The organism is Planktothricoides raciborskii GIHE-MW2 (assembly GCF_040564635.1).
In the GTDB taxonomy this organism is placed as follows: domain Bacteria; phylum Cyanobacteriota; class Cyanobacteriia; order Cyanobacteriales; family Laspinemataceae; genus Planktothricoides; species Planktothricoides raciborskii.
On sequence record NZ_CP159837.1, the window covers coordinates 7,098,731 to 7,119,417 of the forward strand.

The 20,687-nt window shown below is 42.4% G+C and carries 13 protein-coding genes and 2 pseudogenes; 14 read left to right on the forward strand and 1 reads right to left on the reverse strand.

Translation table 11 applies throughout. The features are described from left to right. The first annotated feature begins 104 nt into the window (after nucleotides 1–104). From ABWT76_RS30160 to ABWT76_RS30175, 4 genes and pseudogenes are all read left to right on the forward strand, one after another. Nucleotides 105–536: a hypothetical protein gene (locus tag ABWT76_RS30160; protein ID WP_054469457.1), complete on the forward strand. Its 432-nt coding sequence runs from the start codon at nucleotides 105–107 to the stop codon at nucleotides 534–536. Next, nucleotides 515–2,377 (forward strand): efflux RND transporter periplasmic adaptor subunit, encoded by a 1,863-nt coding sequence (locus ABWT76_RS30165; RefSeq protein WP_054469458.1) that lies wholly within the window; start codon nucleotides 515–517, stop codon nucleotides 2,375–2,377. The genes ABWT76_RS30160 and ABWT76_RS30165 overlap by 22 nt, the downstream gene beginning before the upstream one ends. Nucleotides 2,378–2,606: 229 nt before the next feature. Then, the gene (locus ABWT76_RS30170; protein WP_054469459.1) at nucleotides 2,607–3,800 is read left to right on the forward strand and encodes an ABC transporter permease; all 1,194 of its coding nucleotides are present in this window, start codon (nucleotides 2,607–2,609) and stop codon (nucleotides 3,798–3,800) included. A 196-nt stretch (nucleotides 3,801–3,996) separates the two neighbouring features. Continuing rightward, nucleotides 3,997–6,090: pseudogene (locus ABWT76_RS30175) on the forward strand (TolC family protein). 304 nt (nucleotides 6,091–6,394) lie between these two features. On the opposite strand, the pseudogene ABWT76_RS30180 reads toward ABWT76_RS30175, so the two are convergent. Further along, nucleotides 6,395–7,062 (reverse strand): annotated as a pseudogene (locus tag ABWT76_RS30180) (Uma2 family endonuclease). Nucleotides 7,063–7,225: 163 nt separating this feature from the next. Between ABWT76_RS30180 and ABWT76_RS30185 the strand changes: the two are divergent. From ABWT76_RS30185 to ABWT76_RS30230, 10 genes are all read left to right on the forward strand, one after another. Further along, nucleotides 7,226–8,698 carry an ABC transporter ATP-binding protein gene (locus ABWT76_RS30185; protein WP_054469461.1) on the forward strand — a complete coding sequence of 491 codons (1,473 nt, stop codon included), beginning with the start codon at nucleotides 7,226–7,228 and terminating at the stop codon, nucleotides 8,696–8,698. Nucleotides 8,699–9,327: 629 nt separating this feature from the next. Then, complete coding sequence (locus ABWT76_RS30190; RefSeq protein WP_054469462.1) at nucleotides 9,328–10,095, forward strand: cysteine hydrolase family protein; 768 nt, start codon at nucleotides 9,328–9,330, stop codon at nucleotides 10,093–10,095. A gap of 131 nt (nucleotides 10,096–10,226) precedes the next feature. Then, nucleotides 10,227–10,658, forward strand: coding sequence for a cupin domain-containing protein (locus ABWT76_RS30195; protein ID WP_054469463.1), 432 nt, complete (start codon nucleotides 10,227–10,229; stop codon nucleotides 10,656–10,658). A 362-nt stretch (nucleotides 10,659–11,020) separates the two neighbouring features. Beyond that, entirely contained in the window at nucleotides 11,021–12,208 is a 1,188-nt protein-coding gene (locus ABWT76_RS30200; protein WP_054469464.1) for a glycosyltransferase family 4 protein, read from the forward strand. Nucleotides 12,209–12,560: 352 nt separating this feature from the next. Continuing rightward, a complete protein-coding gene (locus tag ABWT76_RS30205) occupies nucleotides 12,561–12,761 on the forward strand; it encodes a hypothetical protein (RefSeq protein ID WP_054469465.1) in 201 nt (66 codons plus the stop codon). Between the two features lie 293 nt (nucleotides 12,762–13,054). Next, the gene (locus tag ABWT76_RS30210) at nucleotides 13,055–15,313 is read left to right on the forward strand and encodes a protein kinase (protein WP_199317455.1); all 2,259 of its coding nucleotides are present in this window, start codon (nucleotides 13,055–13,057) and stop codon (nucleotides 15,311–15,313) included. 755 nt (nucleotides 15,314–16,068) lie between these two features. After that, nucleotides 16,069–16,785: a dethiobiotin synthase gene (gene bioD / locus ABWT76_RS30215; protein WP_054469467.1), complete on the forward strand. Its 717-nt coding sequence runs from the start codon at nucleotides 16,069–16,071 to the stop codon at nucleotides 16,783–16,785. A 125-nt stretch (nucleotides 16,786–16,910) separates the two neighbouring features. After that, nucleotides 16,911–18,125: a M20 family metallopeptidase gene (locus ABWT76_RS30220; RefSeq protein ID WP_054469468.1), complete on the forward strand. Its 1,215-nt coding sequence runs from the start codon at nucleotides 16,911–16,913 to the stop codon at nucleotides 18,123–18,125. 660 nt (nucleotides 18,126–18,785) lie between these two features. Further along, nucleotides 18,786–19,691 (forward strand): transposase, encoded by a 906-nt coding sequence (locus tag ABWT76_RS30225; protein WP_354636451.1) that lies wholly within the window; start codon nucleotides 18,786–18,788, stop codon nucleotides 19,689–19,691. Nucleotides 19,692–20,079: 388 nt separating this feature from the next. Then, nucleotides 20,080–20,514 (forward strand): hypothetical protein, encoded by a 435-nt coding sequence (locus ABWT76_RS30230; protein WP_054467070.1) that lies wholly within the window; start codon nucleotides 20,080–20,082, stop codon nucleotides 20,512–20,514. Nucleotides 20,515–20,687 lie beyond the last annotated feature (173 nt).

The following is a 20,687-nucleotide window of genomic DNA, read 5'->3' on the forward strand; positions in this document are numbered from 1 at the left end:
TCAGCAAAATTGGTTAATTTGGGGTCACAACCCACAATCGAGCAGAAATGTTTGATAAAATAGCAATAATTTCATCCTCAACTCACTAAAAACCATCAGGAATCATGTTTGAATCTATCCAACCTCAAAGTAATCCCGCAGACAATGAATGGCGAGAACATCTGGCAGATTTTGTCAAGGCGAATCAAAAAGAGTTAGCTGCCCTGGCTTGGGGTTTGTGGCAAGAATGGGGCAAAAGTGACGATACTTTGGGCATTGACCTGGAACCCCGGCCTCATTTTGTTTCTTGTCCCAAAGAGGCGATCGCGACTCTGAATCAAAATGTGAATAATAAGTTGCAGGAAGTTTTGGGTATTGTCGATCATCATAATCCCGAAACTGAAGTGCTGCTGCTTGGCATTGCTAAAGGTCAAATTAAGTTAATTCAGTTTAAAATTGAACCTCCGCCTCCGATTTGTTTTCAAGAAGTGGGAGAAGACCTCGAAACGCTATTGCATCGTTTAGAAGAATGTCTATGTCAGCAGATGAAACTTTAACTAAAGATACAGCCACCAAGAAACTGAAACTGGGGATGCGGTGGCTGACTTTTTCGGCAGTGTTAGCGATCGCCTCATTGGGGGGATGGTGGCTTTATAGTCGTACCTTAAAGCAATCCAGTAAAGTGGTTGAAGTGCGATTAATTACTGTCAAAACCGATACTCTCGAAGAACCGATTAATGAATCGGGTATCCTAGAACTCGGCGATCAAAGAATCCTCAAATCTCCCAGCGATGGCATAGTAGAAAAAGTCTTAGTCAAGATGGGTGATCGCATTGCAATTGGGGATGAATTAATCCTGCTGCGATCGCCAGATCGAGAAACCAAATTACTCGATCATCAATATAATACCCAGCAAAAAGAATTAGCCTTGGTGCAACAACAGGAAAAAATCCAAGATGCCGAAGCAGACCTGGCGATCGCACAACAAAAATTCCAAGACCTTTTCAGCCAATATCGCAGCAACAGCGAAACGAAACGGCAACAAAAACAACTAGAAATTCAATCTCAACAACTGGAAATTCAAAATCAACGTCAAACGGTGGCGATCGCTGAAGAAAACTTAAAAGTAGCCACTCAAAAAATCCAGCAATTTCTCCAGGAAGAATCTAGCGAAATCCAAACCCAGATTAGACAGAAAAAGGTAGACATTCAAAAACAACAACTCAACCTAGAAAACCTGCGAGAAGAAGTTACCGAAGCGGAAATTAATTTAAAAGAAGCCCAAGAACAACTGCAAGAAGGTGAAAGTCTTTATTCCAGAGGATTTATTGCCGAAAATGAACTGCAAGGAAACCGTCAAGAAGTCCGCAGCAGTCTGGCCATGCTGCGGGATACACAATTGGCCTTAAATAACGCCCAACTAGAGTTAAATAATAGTCAGGTAGATTTACAAAAATTAGAAAAAAACATCTCAGAAGAATTGCTGGCATTAGAATTAGATGTAAAAGAAAAAACCATCACCCTAGAAAAAGAAAAAAATCAGGTAAAAAATCTGGAATATCAATTAAATAATTTATTAATTGCTTTGCAAGAAATCGAGGAAGACTTAGAAAAAAATCTGGTCGCGGCTCGTCAGGAATTACAACAAGCAGAACGAAATCTGCGGGATGCCAAATCAGAACTCAGAAACCTCAGTATTGACCTAGATAAAAATCAACTAGGACGGCAAACAATTGAACAAGAAATTCTCGATAGTATCGTCACGGCGCCGATTAATGGTAAAGTCTTAAATATTGCCGTTGAACCTGGAGATGTGGTCGATCGCAGTAAAGACTTACTCATCATTGGCGATCCGAATAGAGAAGTCGTAAAATTGAAAATTTCTACCCTGAATGCGGCGAAAGTAAAACTCAACCAATTAGCCCGAATTAGTCTCCCTGGACCCGATGAAGAAATTTTTACGGGATATGTGGAAACAGTCTCTTTGGTGGCGAACAGTGAGGGGTCGGAAAGCTCAAGTAGAAGCAGTGATTCTGGGGGCGGATCCGTGGAAGCTACAGTACGCTTAGACAGTCCTTCTGGCACTTTTATTCCCGGCAGTCGGGTTATTGTGGATATTATTTTAGAACAACGAAAAAATGTAATTGCTGTCGAAACAACTGCTGTGCAAAACTTAGGTGCAGAGTCATTTGTTTGGGTGCGTGATGCTGAAGGAAAAGCCCAAAAAAAATCGGTGACATTAGGACTAGAAGATTTAACCAATGGTTTAATTGAAGTCACCGAGGGTTTAAAGCCTGGAGACGAAGTGATTTTGCCTCCAGTAGATCAGGAATTAACCGAAGGAATGATCGTCAAAGAATTTAAGCCAGAAAATACTAATGAGGAAAGCGAAAATTAGCGCAATTAGACCAGAGAAGCAGAAGACGTAATTAATGAGAATAAAAGCATTTTTTAAACTAAAATTTATTCAATTTTTTTGATTCCAATATTTTTTAGCAAAAAAAAACAGTGACCTGAATTACGATAAAAATGCTGAATATGATAGTATTTATAAGATAAATTAGGGTGATTATTTTTAATAACCACCAACCAATAACCACCAACCAATAACCGATAATTATAGAAAAATGAGTTTAACACCCATTGACTTACTAAAATTAACTTATCTATCTTTAAGCGGCAATCTATTGCGATCGGCCTTAACTTCTGTGGGGGTTTTTATGGGAGTTGCCGCCGTCAGTGCCACCTTGCAAGTAGGAACAATTAGTCGGGCTGTTGTCGCCAAAAAATTGGCGGAAAGAGAAGCACCACAAATTATCGTATTTCCTTATGATGCTTCTAACGACTGGGAACCCGTTGACGTTAAACTCGAAGATATCGAATTTTTAAGAAAAAGATTGGTAGGTTCGCAGGCGATCGCGGTGATCAACAGGGTATATTCGTGGGAAACCCGTTTTCGCGATCGCCAAGCCAATCCGCAGCCTAAAATCACAGCAGTTTCTCAAGGTTTCTTAGAAACTTCTGGACGCAGAATAATCTCAGGCAGCTTTTTTACCCAAGCTGATTTTGACAAGTATCGCCCAGTAGTGGTGATTGATGAAGCGCTGGTTGAGGCTTTATTTTTAGACAGTAATCCCATTGGAGAACGTATTGATATTGATGGCCGCCCTTATTTTGTCCGTGGGGTGATGGAAACTAAACTCAGAGGTTCTTGGGATGAGGGGAATGGCGAGGCGATTATACCACTTTCTGTCTACAGTGCGCTCACCGGCGATCAAACTCTTAGTCTGATATTAATTCGGCCTGAAAGCCTGGAAGAAATCGACCCGATGAGTGAACAGGTGAGTAAATTGTTAAAACGAAGATTTTCTGGCAAAGAACTATCTACCTGGAATAATATTCGCGATATCAAAGAACAACAAGACACCTTACTAATGGTGTCTCGATCGCTTTTAGCGGTGGGAGCGATCGCCCTATTAGTGGGTGGGGTGGGCATTGCTAATATTACCATTGCCACGGTGATGGAACGCACCGCAGAAATTGGTTTACGTCGGGCAATTGGTGCCACTCAAGCCGATATTATGCTTCAATTTATTTTAGAAGCTGCTTTACTGAGTTTAATTGGTGGAATCTTGGCGATCGGCACCGTACATGGTATCACAATTGTGGTAGCTGATACCTTTAAATTACCCTATAAATTCGAGCCGCCCACTGCCGGTTTAGCATTAGGATCCGCTTTATTAGTGGGGGTTGGTGCCGGATTTTTTCCGGCCTTACAAGCCAGTCAACTCGATCCAGTCAAAGCTTTAAGTTCTGGTTGATGGTTGATGGTTGATGCTTGGGGATTCTATTGTTGATGGGTAGGGATTCTATTGTTGATGGGTAGGGATTCTATTGTTGATGGTTGATTGTTATTGATACGATAAGCTTAATTTTTTTAGAGTTTCACAATACCGATTGTTTCCATAATTATTGATTTTTTGCTTAACAAATACTATGATAGAACCCAAGCCAGAAATGAATTCAAAATATCATAAAAAATTAGGAAAATCGCTGTTTTCACCGGATGAGGTAAATTTCGCGATCGCGGCAATTTGTTCAACCACTTTGGGCTTATTCCTCAGCCTAGCCCTGGTAATTAAATCTGCTCCCAAAGAACCGGCAAGCGCCAACAAATTACCCAGCCAAACCGCCCCTCTCACCTTGGATGATATTGACAACATCATCCACCATAATCTCAACGCAAATTCCTCGAAATCACACCGCCTATCAACTAATAATTTATCCAGCCAAACAGGTATCAAAAAACAAGAGGCGATCGTTGATGAGATCCCCTCAACCGATAGCGGATCCAACGAGGGTTTAGAAGAGATTCCCCCAACCCCTCGTAAAAAGGGGGGCATTGAGTTATCATCCGCTGCCCCATCCGAAGGGATCCCCCCAACCCCCCGATCCAAGGGGGGCATTGAGTTATCATCCGCTGCCCCATCCGAAGAGATCCCCCCAACCCCCCGATCCAAGGGGGGCATTGAGTTATCATCCGCTGCCCCATCCGTTACCCCCATAAACGGAAATCAACCACTATTTCCTATCTTAAAAACCGCTGTAAGATTCACCGGCAAACATTGGCTAGAAGAAATCACAACTGTTCGCCAAATTAAACAAGAAAATAAACCCCATGAATCAGCAAAAACCGCTGAACAAATTGCCCCATCTACGAGAAACGATCGCATTTTAGAATTAACCAGCCAAGATGCGATTATCTTATCATTACAAAATAATAGGGATATTAAAAATGCCTATTTACAAAGAATCATAGAACGCCAAGATTTAGCGATCGCCGAAGCTAAATTTACCCCGAATTTTACTCCGAGCGTTGAAGTGGTTTATAATCGAAATCAAATAGGAGCGATCGCCACCAACCAGGGTGAATTTAACCTGGGAGCAAACTTAGTAGTAAAAATTCCCACGGGGGCAGAAATTTCGGCTACTTGGGCGGGAGTAAGGCAAGCCCAAAATACTCTCGATTCTAGTACAATTGTAGATCAAAATAGCCTGGGACAAAATATTTCCCTGAATTTCACTCAGCCTCTATTAAGAAACTTTGGCACGGATATCAATCGAGCCTCGATTGAAATTGCGCGGCTGAATGAACAAGCGAATATTTTAAATTTGAAAAATACCTTAATTAACAATATTACCATAACTTTGCGAGCTTATCGAAGTTTATTGCAAGCCCAAGAAGCGTTAAAAATTCAACAAATTGCCTTAGCCAGTACCCAAAGGCAATTAGAATCTATTGACGCTTTAATTGAAGCGGGAAGAAGAGCGAGAATAGATCGCACTCAAGCGGAAACAAATTTAGCTAATCGCCAACTCGACTTATTAGCTGCATCAAATCAGCTAGAAGCGGCAAAACTCGATCTAATCTCTATTTTAGATATTGACAAAACTATCCAAGTAGTTGCAATTGAACAACCGGCGATCAATCACCGGGAATTAACTTCCTGGGATCGGGAATCCGCTCTAAGTATTTCCTTGGCAAACAATATCGATTATTTACAATCTCTGATTGATATTGAGATAGCCAAGATTGACTTATTGCTGGCGGAAAATAATCAAAAATGGGATTTAAGTCTCCAGGCTAATTATCTGAACAATTTAAGCAATAATACTGAGAATAACAATGATTTGAGAGCAGGGATTTCCCTGAGTCGGACTTTTGGCGATCGCAGCTTAGACAGCGAAGTAGACCGCAGTAAAATTAAACTATAAATTGTGCAAAATACTTTAGAAGAACAACGGGAAGAATTAGAAATTAGCGTGATTAACGTTCTCCGGGATGTTGAGTTTAACTTACAGCAATTAGAGCAAGCTAAAAAAACCAGAGAATTATCAGAACAGCAGCTAAAAAACGAACAAGATAAATTAAAATTAGGAGTAGGAAATACTCGGTTAATTGATGTGTTAGATTTTGAACAAGATTTAGTGAATGCTAAAAACCAAGAACTTAATGCGACCATAGCTTATCTAAATGCGTTAACTGATTTATATGCCACCCTGGGGATTACTTTAGACCAATGGGATATCACCATTGAACCAGAAAATTAACTAATTCGGCTATTGCTTGGGGAAACAGGAAACTAGCACAAAAAACCGATTTCTTTATCCCGGCAAAAGCTAACGCAAAAACCGGGTACATAAACCGGTTTTTTTAAATTAAATTTAAGTAAATTTAAATTTTTATTTGAGGCAAAAATTAACGCAAAAAACCGTTTTTTTTTGTATCGCAGGTATGAATGATCCTAAAATATGAACCACTTCAGACACATAGGACACAAAGAGGAGAAACCTCGGTGTTCTCTGTGTCTGAAGTGGTTCATATTCCTTACATGGAATCAGGATCGATCTCTAATTACCAGAGTTTTTCTGCAAGGCGATTTGCCTGTTGGCGTTCGGTTTCTGCCCGTTCTTCTGCCTGTTGGCGTTCCGTATCTAATTCAATATAAGTGGAGAACTTGCGGCCATCAGGACGATAAAGTTCTAACCCTTCATCCCCCATGTGAAAACCTACACCTAAGCGCGGAGAAACCCAACCCTTGTGGTTTCAATCGGTTCTAATTGATTTTCCTTTCTCATCCAGCCACAGAAGTCTATTTTATCCGGGTCATAAATATAGTATTCCTCCACCCCATAGCGCTGATAAAATTCCAGTTTTTTCGCCATTTCCGTTAAGGTATTCTCCGGAGGTAACACATCAAAAACTACTTGATGGGGAATATTATCCTCTTGCCATTGTAAATAAAAACCGCGTTTTCCCTTGGGTCGCCCAAAAGCTACCATTGTATCTGGGGCTACCCGAATTTTATTTTTGCCTTCTACAGGATACCAAAGTAAATATCCCGCAACAAATACATTTAGATCGTCTTTAAATAGGGCATCGATTACCCATTGAATCGTCACAATCCAGCGAAATTGTTTCGTGTTATCTGCCATTGGTTGACCGTCGCTTTCTGGATAGATGATTTTCGTCTGTAGGGGAGATTCGCGAATCTCCCCTACATTCAGAATTTCCGTAACCATTGCTGCCTCCTAAGTTTTTTGTTATATATTTTTTCCTAAAAAAATATAATTTTAGTGGTTAAATTCACAATAAATTTGATAAAATTTAAACCACATAATTTCTACAGTAAGAGGCTAAAAATCGGTTTGTTTCTGAAATAGATTAATTTATTCTGATGTTTTTATGAAAATTGAAATCAAAAATATCTCCAAAACTTTTGGCAATTTGCGGGCAAATAATGATATTTCCCTGACCGTGGCAGCGGGAACAATTCACGGTATTTTAGGGGAAAATGGCGCGGGCAAAAGTACCCTGGTGAAAATATTAACCGGCTATCTTCGCCGCGACCAAGGAGAAATTTTGCTGGGCGATCGCCCAGTGAATATTCAAACTCCCATAGATGCCATGAAAGCGGGAATTGGAATGTTACACCAAGACCCCCTAGATTTTCCCTCGTTGTCGGTCTGGGAAAATTTTATTATCGGCAAATCCGGGAAATTTTTGATCAACCTGCGTCAAATTATCCGGGAATTTCACCAATTATCTTATCAATTTCAGTTTGAGTTAGATGTGAATGAACAATTAGGCAATTTGACCGTGGGAGAACGGCAGCAAGTGGAAATTTTGCGGTTATTATCTTTGGGGGTGAAAACCCTGATTTTGGATGAACCAACCACGGGAATTTCTCCTGCCCAAAAAACCGCTTTGTTTGCGGCGATGAAGCAATTAGCCGCCCAAGGTAAGTCAGTAATTTTTGTTTCCCATAAATTAGAAGATGTGGAAATATTGTGCGATCGCCTTACCGTGATGCGCCAAGGTCAAATCGTTGGTCATCGAGAACTTCCTTGCCCCGAAGACCAATTAATCTCGATGATATTTGGGCGGCAACTGGCTAAACCCATTAAACCGAAAACCGCAGGAAATACCATCAGATTACAACTAAACAATATTACCTTAAAAAGTGATTATTTGCAAATAAAAATTGAAGAACTACAGGTAAAAGCGGGAGAAGTTATCGGCCTCGCCGGATTAGCCGGAAGTGGGCAACAATTACTGCTTCAGCTATGTGCCGGACTGAGGCGATCGCCCACCGGAACCCTTTATATTAATAGTCAACCAATGACCCAGGAACCCTACGAAAATTACCGGCAAGCGGGGGTCGCATATTGTCCCGCCGATCGCCTCAAAGATGGCCTAATTCCCGGATTATCCATTCAAGAACATATCGCCTTAAAAAATCAACGGCATCACGGGTTAATTCCTTGGGCAAAAATCGGCCAAAAAACCGCAGAAGCGATCGCTCAATTTTCCATTCGCGGTCAACCCCAAACCCCGGTAGAAAAATTATCGGGCGGCAACCAACAACGCACCCAATTAGCTTTATTGCCTAGTCCCTTAAATTTACTCTTAATGGAATATCCCACCAGAGGCTTAGACATGGAATCGGTTTTATGGGTTTGGCAACAACTAATTGCCCGCTGCCAAACGGGCACGGCAATTTTATTTACCTCGGCTGACTTAGATGAAATCATGCAATATAGCGATCGGGTGATCGTGTTCAGTAATGGCCAAATTTCCCCAGCCATTCCCGTCGAAAAACTCACCCTAGATCGACTCGGTAAAATGATCGGCGCTAAATTTTCTAGCCTGGGATAAAAATGTAGGGGCGCTTCGGCTGGCGCCCCCAGGGCGACTGACACAATTTAGGGTCGCCCTGGGGGCGCCCCTACGGACAAAATTAGGGGCGCTTCGGCTGGCGCCCTTACAAGCAAAAGCAATCAGGCGATCGCACTCAGCCCAATTATGGCAATTATTGTTAGCAAAACTTAATAATATTTGCTGTTCATTCCTCCCTATAAACGCTACAATTTCCAGAAACCCCAGAAATATACTTGGTGAATATACTTGGTGAATATACTTGGTGAATATACTTGGTGAATATACTTGGTGAATATATTTGGCGAATATATTTGGCGAATATATTTGGTGAATATATTTGGTGAATATATCTTGTTGTCTTTTGACCGTCCTTCGCTTCTGCAACCACCCCATTCTTAAGCCCCCTTTGATAAAGGGGGGTTGGGGCGATCGATGCTGATTTATCTGTAGCAATGTTTTATGAATTTAGCAGTCATGGGTCTTTCCCAACCAACCACCAACCACCAACCACCAACCACCAACCACCCCAACCCCCCCCTTCGATCACCATCGGGCTAGGGGGGCGACCGCCATCGGCCACCAACCACCAACCACCAATCCATCAAATTATCTAAAAAATAAAACCCATGAAGCAACCACTAAAAACATTAGGAACGCCCCCAAATGCTTGGGCGGTTAATGAGGAAATTGCCGATATTACTCGGCCTCCCTTAGAGCCCAAACTGGTGACATTGCCAACGGAAACAAAAACCCTAAAAATAGACTTAGCCAAAGCAGCCATTATCGTCATTGATATGCAGAATGACTTCTGTCATCCTGATGGTTGGTTAGCCCATATTGGCGTCGATATCACCCCAGCCAGAACCCCAATTCAACCGTTACAAAATCTACTGCCAGAACTAAGAAAAGCCAATATTCCAGTTATTTGGTTAAACTGGGGAAACCGTCCAGATTTACTAAATATTAGTGCCGGACTTTTGCACGTTTATAACCCCACAGGAGAGGGGGTGGGTTTAGCCGATCCTTTACCGAAAAATGGGGCTCCGGTACTCACATTAGGCAGTTGGGCAGCAGCGGTTGTCGATGAATTAGAACCAAAACCAGAAGATATTAGGGTCGATAAATACCGAATGAGTGGATTTTGGGATACTCCCCTCGATAGCATATTAAGAAACCTAGGCAAAACCACATTATTTTTTGCGGGAGTGAATGCGGATCAATGTGTAATGACGACTTTGCAAGATGCCAACTTTTTAGGCTATGACTGTATTTTAGTCACCGATTGTACGGCCACCACTTCCCCAGAATATTGCTGGCAAGCCACCCTTTATAATGTGAAACAATGCTTTGGCTTTGTAGCAAATTCTCAAGCTATTTTAAATGCGATTAATTAATTTAAATAATTGGTTGTTAATTATTATTTATTCTTTATTGTTTATTAAATATATGATTAGTAAATGACCAATAAACAATAATTAATAATCTGATATTTTCAGATAAAAAGCATAAATAATATCAAGAAAATATGAATAAAATTTGTATGATTCCCGTGGTTAAAAGCCCAAAAGAATATCAAGTTTATAAAATTAGTCCAAAGGATACGAATCGATTAGCCATTGTCTTCGATCCAAATAATGCAAATATGTCCTTAGCGGTTTGTGTGGAAATTTTTGATATCGGAGGAAAAACCCCACCAAATCGACATACGATGGCCGTAGAAATGTTTTATATTCTCCAAGGAGAGGGCATGGCGATTTGTGATGGCAAACAAGTGCAAATTCAAGCCGGGGATAGCTTGTTAGTTCCCCCCACAGGAATCCATGAAATTATTAATACGGGTTCGACTCGCTTGTATGCGTTATGTGTGATGGTGCCTAATGAAGATTTTATAGAATTAATTAGAAGTGGGATTCCTATGGAATTAGATGAGGAAGATTTGCAAGTGTTGCGACGTTAAAATTCCGGGGTTATGTAGTTATATTAGTTGTTTTAATAAAGTCATATAAACTATCCCGTAAATATAGCGAATAACAATTTTTTTTGATATAAAAATTAGCCAGGGGATGATTGTTATTGGATTATTTCCAGAACAATTATGCCTTAGCCCAGACGGTTGAATGACCAGATAACGACCAGATAACGACCAGATAATGACCAGTAAAACTTTTGGGCAGACTAACACCCCCGCCCTAAAAGTTGATGGAAGAGAGGGGATTAGATGCGGAAATCATGCGTTATGTCTTCGCTTTCAGAAAAATTTTGGTGAAATTCACAAAAAATGTGCGAATATATAGATAAAAAATTTTGCCAAACGGGTTCATGAAAATTCTGGTATTAAGTTGGGAGTTTCCACCAAGAATTGTCGGGGGGATTGCTCGCCATGTGGCGGAGTTATATCCAGAGTTGGTCAAACTAGGACATGAAATCTATTTGATTACGGTGGAGTTTGGCCAAGCACCCTTGTATGAGGTGGTGGAAGGGATCCATGTACATCGCGTACCTGTGCGATCCGGTCACGACTTTTTCCAGTGGGTGGCAAATATGAACGATAGCATGGGAGAGTTGGGGGGCAAGCTGCTAGGAGAATCCGGTTCCTTTGATCTGATTCATGGCCATGATTGGTTGGTCTCCGATGCCGCGATCGCCCTCAAATATCACTTTAAACTGCCGTTAGTAGCCACCATTCATGCCACAGAATACGGGCGATACAATGGTTTACATAACCAGACTCACTATTATATCCACGGAAAAGAGTCTCACTTAGCCCATGAAGCATGGCGCATTATTGTCTGTAGTCACTATATGCGACAGGAGATGCAACGGGCGTTTCACAGTCCTTGGGATAAAATTGATGTGATCTATAATGGGATTCGCCCTGAGAAAAAACCCTTATTGCATGAGTTTGATGCTGGGAATTTCCGCCGCCGCTTTGCCAATGATGACCAACAAATTGTCTATTATGTAGGACGCATGACCCATGAAAAAGGCATCTCCGTGCTACTCAGTGCCGCACCCAAAGTCCTTTGGGAAATGGGCGGTCACGTCAAATTTGTGATTGTCGGTGGTGGCAATACTGATAGCTTAAAATTTCTTGCCTGGAATTTGGGAATTTGGGATCACTGCTATTTCACCGGATTTATGTCCGATGATGACTTACACAAATTCCAAACGATCGCCAATTGTGCTGTTTTTCCCAGTCTGTACGAACCTTTTGGGATTGTCGCCCTGGAAAGCTTCGCGGCTAGGGTGCCAGTGGTCGTTTCCAATACTGGGGGCTTACCAGAGGTCGTCCAACATACGCAAACGGGGATTGTCACTGAGGCAAATAACTCTGATTCTTTAGCCTGGGGCATTTTGGAAGTGCTAAAAAATCCCGGATACCGACAGTGGTTGGTTGATAATGCTTATGCGGATTTACAGTGGCGCTTTAACTGGGCAAAACTCGCGAAACAAACTGAGAGAGTTTATCAACAAGTGGTGACAGAGCGATCGCAGGTCGAATGGTAATACTGGTGGTCATGCTGGTAATATTTTCTGGCCAAATTGCTTAGTGATCCTGTTGGTCAAATGTGGCTTTTTTCTGTCTTGTCGCCGATAAAAACAGCAGTCATCTGCCTGATTATTCTGCCTGATTATTCTGCCTGATTATTCTGCCTGATTATTCTGCCTGATTATTCTGCCTGATTATTCTGTATGAAAATACCAGCAATTCTATTTCTCGAAACGCTTATTACCAACCGCCGCGATCGGGCTGACCCTAATTTCCAGTTATGCTCGAAACCTCGATCGCCAAACCAGGGATATTCAGGATTCAGTCCCCAGAGAAGTCAGCCAAGGTAGTGACTCAAACTGGAGACAAATGAATCGGGACGAAGAAGCCCAAGGGTGGGATTATATTTTAAATAGTCCTTTGGGAATTGCTGCCCTGAATCAATTGACGATTGACGGTTTTATCAGTCCAGTCTGTAAAAAAAATTCTATCTTAATGAAGAATTTGGGGTATTTCAAAGCTTACTCCAGGTCAAATGTCGAGACCCCCTTGGGGTTTCAATTGCCTTAGCTTATGATGAAATACGAGTCATATTTAACCGCTTTGAAAGCAATATAAAAATGAATTTAAGCGTTTTTTTAGGCCATAAATGCCGCCATAAATTCGTTTAAAATATTGAAATAACCTATATCGAATTATCCGAACAAATCTTAGATATAACAATTGTTTTGATTAATTAGGAGGAGTAATAATCGGTTAGTAGTATTCGGATGATTCCAGCCCCAAATAACCTCGAAAAAAATCAAGCAACAATTAAAATCTCTATCAAGACAGCCAAAATAATAATTTAAAATTAACCGGCCATGCAATCAGAAATTTCTCCTGGAACTGTTCTGCAAAATCGATATCACATTATTCGTGTGTTAGGTCAAGGTGGGTTTGGTCGTACTTATCTGGCGGAAAATCAGCGCAGATTTAATGAAATTTGTGCTTTAAAAGAATTTATTCCCCCTCTTGGGGATCATTATGCTTTACAAAAAGCCCACGAACTTTTTCTCCGGGAAGCGGCAACTTTATATCAAATTGAACATCGGCAAATTCCTAAGTTTAGAGAAACTTTTGAAGAAGATAGCCGCTTGTTTTTAGTACAAGATTATGTAGAGGGCAAGACTTATGCTACCTTGCTAGAGGAAAAAATTAAAGACAGAGAAACTTTCTCAGAGGCGGAAGTTTTTCATCTAATGGATTCTCTGTTGCCGGTGTTAGATTATCTGCACCAAAAGGGGATTATTCACCGAGATATTTCTCCAGAAAATATTATTTGTCGAGAGAGCGATCGCCTGCCAGTTTTAATTGACTTTGGCGTGGTCAAGGAATTGGTGACACAGATGGAATTGACCGCTCGCGATAGCTTTGCGGAGCAATATCGCTATCTTCCCAGTACCACCGTGGGAAAAATTGGCTACGCACCAGGCGAACAAATCCAATCCGGTCGCTCATATCCTAGTAGTGATTTATATAGTTTAGCCGTCACGGCGATCGTCTTGTTGTCGGGGCGGGAACCCCAGGAGTTATTTGATGATGTCACCTTATCTTGGCAGTGGGAAAAGTTTGTCCAACCGCCAGTCAACAAAGATTTTGCACATATTTTAAATCGGATGTTAAGTTATCGACCCGGACAGCGCTATCAATCTGTCCATGAAGTCGGTTATACTTTCGATCAGCTTAAACGTTATAATTTGGCGGCCAAAGTCACGGAGCCACCTGTGAATCAACCAGAGGCACCCCCCAAAAGCCAGCCAAATTTCTCAAAACTAGATTCAGAAATGCGGACGGTGGCGATCGGCCAACATTACACCGACGAAAGCCATCAAACCAGCCATCAAACCAGCCATCAAACCAGCCGTCACACAGAAGGCAACCGTGAAACAGCCGATGGGATGATTTACACCGACAATGAGGATCGGAATCCCCTATTAGAAAGTCCGATCGCGATCGGTGTACTTTTAATTGTCGTGTCCCTGTTCACCGGGCTCACCGCGTGGGTAGTAGTGATGGCTTTCAACAAACCTCCAACCCCCGTAGAACCAGAAGAAACCCCCATATTCATCAACCCGGAAATTCCCAGCCCTAACATTCCCACATTGCCCAACACCCCCACCCCCACCCCCACACCCAAACCCACGCCCAAACCCACAACCACCGAACAACCCAGCCCCACTCCAGGGCAGACCAGCACAAATGCAGCAGAGGGGATGGAGGTCACAGGAGATGAGGAGCTTTCGCTCCCCCGCTCCCCTGCACCCCCACCCCCCACACCCTCTACTCCGGCACCCACCCCCCAGACCTATAATCAACCCGTAGAAATTAGCCTAGGGGTTCCTCAGGTTTTGGAAGGAAACTTAAAAGCCAAAGAAACGATTAACTATAAAATTCAAGGACAAACCGGAGAAGAGTTACTCACCTTTGTCAGTGGTCACGGAGTTTTAATGGATTTAATCGGGCCGAATGGCGAAATAATAGAAAATGTCTCCATGTGGGAAGGCTCATTACCCAGCACCGGAGAATACACCATCGCCTTGAGTCCCTTACCCGATATCCCCGGCAGTAATTATGAGTTACAAATTCAATTAAATCCGGGTCGGGCGGCGGCGCCACCCACCGTCACATCTCCACAGAGACCTACGCCTACAAGCCCGCAAATGGACAGCCCTACTCCCACAAGCACTCAAGCGGACAGACCCACCCCCAGTCCCACCCCCATTGAAGTGACACCAAGTCCCCAACCCACGGAAACTGAAGGGGAAAATTGGCCATCTTCCGAATTGGTTGAGGTAGTCAGCTTTCCCAGTGGGGGTGGTGTCCAGCAACTTAATGGTACGACCAGTCCTGACCAGATCAAGAGTTATTTGGTCAACGTTGACCCTGGCAAAATCTTGAATGTAGAAATTTTGCGAGGCGCCGTATCTTTGGATATTCGCGATCCTAACGGCAATTTACTCAAAAACGCCGAGGGTGTGGTTTTCTGGAAAGGACAGGCGACCATGACGGGTCAATATCAAATTGACGTGATTGCTCCTGAACCTTTAGACTTCGGTATGGAAATTCAAGTTAGAGATTAAGTTTCTCTGTGACTGACTCTGGGTATGGGTTCCCCGCTGCTTTTCCCAGTTTATAGGTGGCATCTAGTGACGCTATAGTTACTAGATGCCACCTATAGAAACTACAGCCATGTCAAGAATCAAGTCAGGCAACTCCGATGAATTGCCAAAAATCAAAGCTGAAATAGACAATCACAACTCAGGAATAAAAAGAGAATACGGCGGTAGAGGGAAAAACAAGCCTTAATTCAAGAACTCACTCACTTGAAAGCAGAGTTTGTCGGTTGTGGGTTCCCAGAGAGAGAATTTCAGGACAGCATAGAATTCTTGTATAAGAAAAAATCTCTTAGCGACATGACAACCGAACAACTAGACGGTTTCCGTGGCAACATTTGCCGCCGTGTAGAACAAGCCAAACGTCGATTAAGTCAAACAGGGTATAACAAGTTAATGAGGCGACATTAAATACAGGTATCTCTAATGACGCCTTGTTAACTTGCTAGGTGATATCGCTAATCACCCATAACAGCTATCAAGGTTAGTAGAGACGTTTTAGTTACAAACATTACTGCAACAATGCTATTTAGGGACACCAAAATCAGCTTAAAATCAGCTTAAAATCATTCTTATAGTGACCTATTAGTAACGATGGAAGTAACTAATAAGCACGTTGACACTATAAAACAGACAGCATAAAGGTTTTAGTTAACTTGGCTGAGTTTCTATGCAAATTCAAGTTAGAGATTAGCAATCGCCTACCATACTTATTCTTAACCATGAAAAATCACCGATCGCTATTAATTACGGGAACGGATACCGACGCAGGCAAAACCGTATTGACCACTGCCTTAGCAGCTTATTGGCAGAAAGTTTATCCCCAAAGTTCTTTGGGCATTATCAAGCCGATCCAATCTGGTATCGGCGATCGCGAACTGATTGCCCGACTTTTTGACCTAGATAAATTAGATCAATCCTTTGAAGAACTCAACCCGATTTATTTCTCCGCTCCCCTGGCGCCCCCCCTGGCGGCGGAACAAGAAAACGCCTCAATCAACTTGAGTGCCGCGTGGCAAGCATTCTCCGCCCTCCGAGAACGAAAATCCTTCGTCTTAGTGGAAGCCCTGGGGGGACTGGGTTCGCCCATTACCCGCGAACTCGCCGTCGCTGATTTAGCGCGGGATTGGCGCTTGCCCACCGTCTTAGTCGTCCCGGTGAAATTAGGTGCCATTGGACAGGCGATCGCCAATGTTGCCCTTGCCCGTCAAGCCGCCGTCAACCTAAAAGGCATCATCCTCAACTGCGTTGAGCCTTGTTCAGACCGAGAAATTGCCCAATGGGCGCCCCAAGACCTGATCGAATCTTTAACCAAGGTCCCGGTTTGTGGAGTGATTCCCCATTTAAATGCCCTAAATGCCCGTGGCCTAAATGCCCGTGAAGATATGGAGCAACTCGTCGCTGTTGCCGCCAACTTAGACTTAGAATATTTGCTTTAGAATATTTGCTTTAGTCACAACATTTTTGAAATAATCGATTGAAACTGTTCAATTCAGTCAGAGACGATTAACAATCGATCCCAATAAAAATTGCCCAATCTTAAGAGCCGATAGAGCCGATTATTATGGTGACAACGTTTCCGATTTCAGCCGCACAAGATATTTCCTCTGTGCGCCCAACAATTCAAGCCTTACACACGGATTTAGTGGAGTGGCGACGTAACTTTCATAAATATCCCGAATTAGGCTTTAAAGAATATCTCACCAGTGAATTTGTCGCCCGGAAATTGCAAGAATGGGGCATTAACCATAAAACCGACATTGCCAAAACTGGAATTGTGGCCACCATTCCAGGAAAGCAACCAGGGCCTGTCCTGGCAATTCGGGCTGATATGGACGCCTTACCTATTCAAGAAGAAAATGACGTGGAATATCGATCGCACCATCATGGAATCATGCACGCTTGCGGACACGATGGCCATACCGCGATCGCCCTGGGCACCGCCAAATACCTCGCGGCACATCGCCAAGACTTTTGCGGCACCGTAAAAATCATTTTTCAGCCCGCAGAAGAAGGCCCAGGGGGTGCCAAACCGATGATTGCTGAGGGGGTGCTGGAAAATCCCACCGTAGACGCCATCATCGGTCTGCACCTGTGGAATAATCTACCCGCCGGCACTGTTGGCGTCCGCAGTGGCCCATTAATGGCCGCCGTCGAACAATTTCGCTGCACCATTCAAGGCAAAGGGGGACATGGCGCTATGCCCCATCAAACCACCGACTCTATATTAGTGGCTTCCCAAGTGGTGCAAGCATTACAAACCATCGTCGCCCGGAATGTAGACCCCCTGGATGCGGCGGTTGTCACCGTGGGCAAATTTCACGCCGGAAATGCTCATAATGTCATTGCCGAACGAGCAGAACTCGCGGGAACCGTGCGCTATTTTAATCCGAAACTAGAACCCATCATCCGTCAGCGCTTTGAGCAAATTGTGGCTGGAGTTTGCCAAAGTCACGGGGCTAGTTATCACCTCGACTACTGGCAACTTTATCCCTCGGTGGTCAACGATCCGGCGATCGCTGACCTGGTGCGTTCCTGTGCGATCAAAGTCGTAGAAACCCCTGCGGGCATCGTTCCTGAATGTCAAACAATGGGCGGCGAAGACATGAGTTTCTTTCTCCAAGCTGTCCCCGGTTGTTACTTCTTCCTCGGATCAGCCAACCCCGCCAAAAATCTGGCCTATCCCCATCACCATCCCCGCTTTAACTTTGATGAAAGCGTTTTAAGCAAAGGTGTAGAAATCTTTGTGCGGTGCGTCGAAAAATTCTGTCAGCCATAATTAATTATTGGTAATTGATTGTTGGTTATTCGTTATTCGGGGTTTGAAACTGTAACGTAATTGTTGGACAGAGTTACCCATTGCTACTCAAAAATGGGTAGCTTTTGTCTTGCCGTCAGATTTGGAGACATCACTTAAGTAGTCGGACATTTTGGCAGGGGGACTAATTTTCGTAAACATACTAGAAGCCCTTGTGGCACAATAATTACTGGATAGCTGTTCGGGGCGCTCGCCCTCGCCCTTATCTACGTTTTGGCTGATTAGAGATTTTTGGCCAGCCGGATTGACAAGTTTAATTATACTCATATATCATTGTCAAAGTGAAACATTTACTCTTGTCGAGTCAAATGCAGTTAGTTGAGAAGCATATAATTAACCGACAGCATAAATTTTGGCAGGAATGCGACTATTTAGCATGGCAATCCAAAAATCTTTATAACTCGGCTAATTATGTCCAGCGTCAATACTTCTTTGAAACTAGAAAGTATTACAACTCGATTGATATTTACCACCAGACGAATAACAAAGATAGCTTATCGATACCTACCAACGAAGGTTAGTAAACAGATTGTCCGTCGAGTTGCTGAAACTTAGAAAGCTTGGTGCAGAGCGTTAAAAGATTGGTCTGGGCATCCTGAAAAATATTTAGGTAAGCCGAAAATCCCAGGATACAAGCATAAAGAACGTGGTAGAAATGTGGTGATTTATCCCAAGGATGCGATCTCCTCTCCACTGCTATCTCGAGGCATTGTCAAGCTATCTCAGACTAATATTGAGTTGACCACTGAGGCTAATAATATAAACCAAGTACGAATTGTTCCTAAACTTGACCACTATGTAATTGAGATTGTTTACACGGTTAGCGAGCCAGATAAATTTGATGGTAAATATCTAGCTGGTGTAGACCTGGGTTTAAACAATTTGGTGGCTATAACATCCAATCATCCCGGTATTAGACCGCTGTTGATTAATGGTAGACCATTGAAAATTATTAACCAATTCTTCAATAAAAGAGTAGCAAAAGCACAATCAATCAAGGCTTGTCGGCTGGTAAAACAGCTAAACAGCAAGCGAGATAGAAGGATTGACAACTACCTTCATACTGTGAGTCGGCGTGTTATTGATTGGTGTCAGTTAAATGAGATTGGTCAATTAATCATCGGGAAAAATCAACGATGGAAACAAGCTCTCAATATTGGGAAAAAGAATAATCAAGAATTTACCAATATTCCTCATGCCAAACTGATTAAATTATTGACCTCACAATTAGCAGGGATTTCTGTAGTTTTAACTGAAGAAAGCTACACTTCTAAAGCGAGCGCTTTAAATGGCGATTATTTGCCGAATATCCAGGTTAAAACAGAAGCAAAAGTTGTGTTTAATGGTAAGCGTGTTAAACGTGGTTTATACTTGACTTCCACTGGTAGAATCATCAACGCTGATATCAATGGAAGCATGAATATAGCTAGAAAAGTAATTCCCGATGCTTTTGAGGGAATAGAGGGATTGCCGTTTATTCCTGTAGTTTTAGACCTTTGGACTAAAATTACAAACGTAGCTGTCTAACATTGTCTACCTTTGGGTAACTTTGTCCAGATTTTTACGAGCGGTAAAGTTAAAACAACAAATAACCAATAATATTTCCGATCCAGGGAGGGACAATTGATGAATTGTCCCTCCCTTTATTTATGGGTTTATTTATGGGTTTATTTATGGGTTTATTCATGGGTGAAATCTATTCACCATTCCGTAGGGGCGAACGCCCGTTCTCCCCTACACAAAGAAACAACAATTAACAAGTAAGCAATAAGCAATAATAAATAGCAAACAGACAATCAAAAACCACCAATCAAACCTGTGGACAGTTGATAAACTGACCGAAAAAAATAATTTTATCCTGAAACTGCGCTGAGTTTCCGAATTCTGAAATATAGTTTAAAAGGAAATATTAACTATGCGCAGCATCTACGGTTTTATTCTATTGTCTGGTTTATTATTGACTGGCGTTGGTAACGCGGCATTTCGTACTTTTGACTCTGGGTCTTTTGACCAAGTTGGCTCTGATATTCCATTGAATATTCTCTCGGAAAATGATGGAAATTTTTGCAAAAGAGGTGCAGATCAAAGGGACGGTTGCTTAGAGATGAAATCTCAAGTATTACTGTCATTGAATCAGTCTAAACTTGTTGTGGACAAATTTGTAAATCGTATGCCTAGAGGGAGCGGACGCATTGACACGATGGATTCCGATCAGAATAATCGTCGGATGTCAATCAAAGACGAAGCCAGGGGCAGCGGGCGTCGTGATATCACTAATTCTGAGAAAGATCCCGATAGCGTCCAAAGCACTTCTCAAGAACATCGGGGGAGTGGACGATTAGAAGCATAACATAATTTGACAATAATTTTTCGTCAATATTTAAGCTTCATAACAATTGCAATAGGCCGATAGGATTATTTCCTGGCGGCTGATTTTGCTTTTTACAAAAAATATAAATTTGGTTAAATGACTGGCTTTCCTCCCGGAAGCGATCGCCTAAATTAAGGCCGAAAATTCTCTAA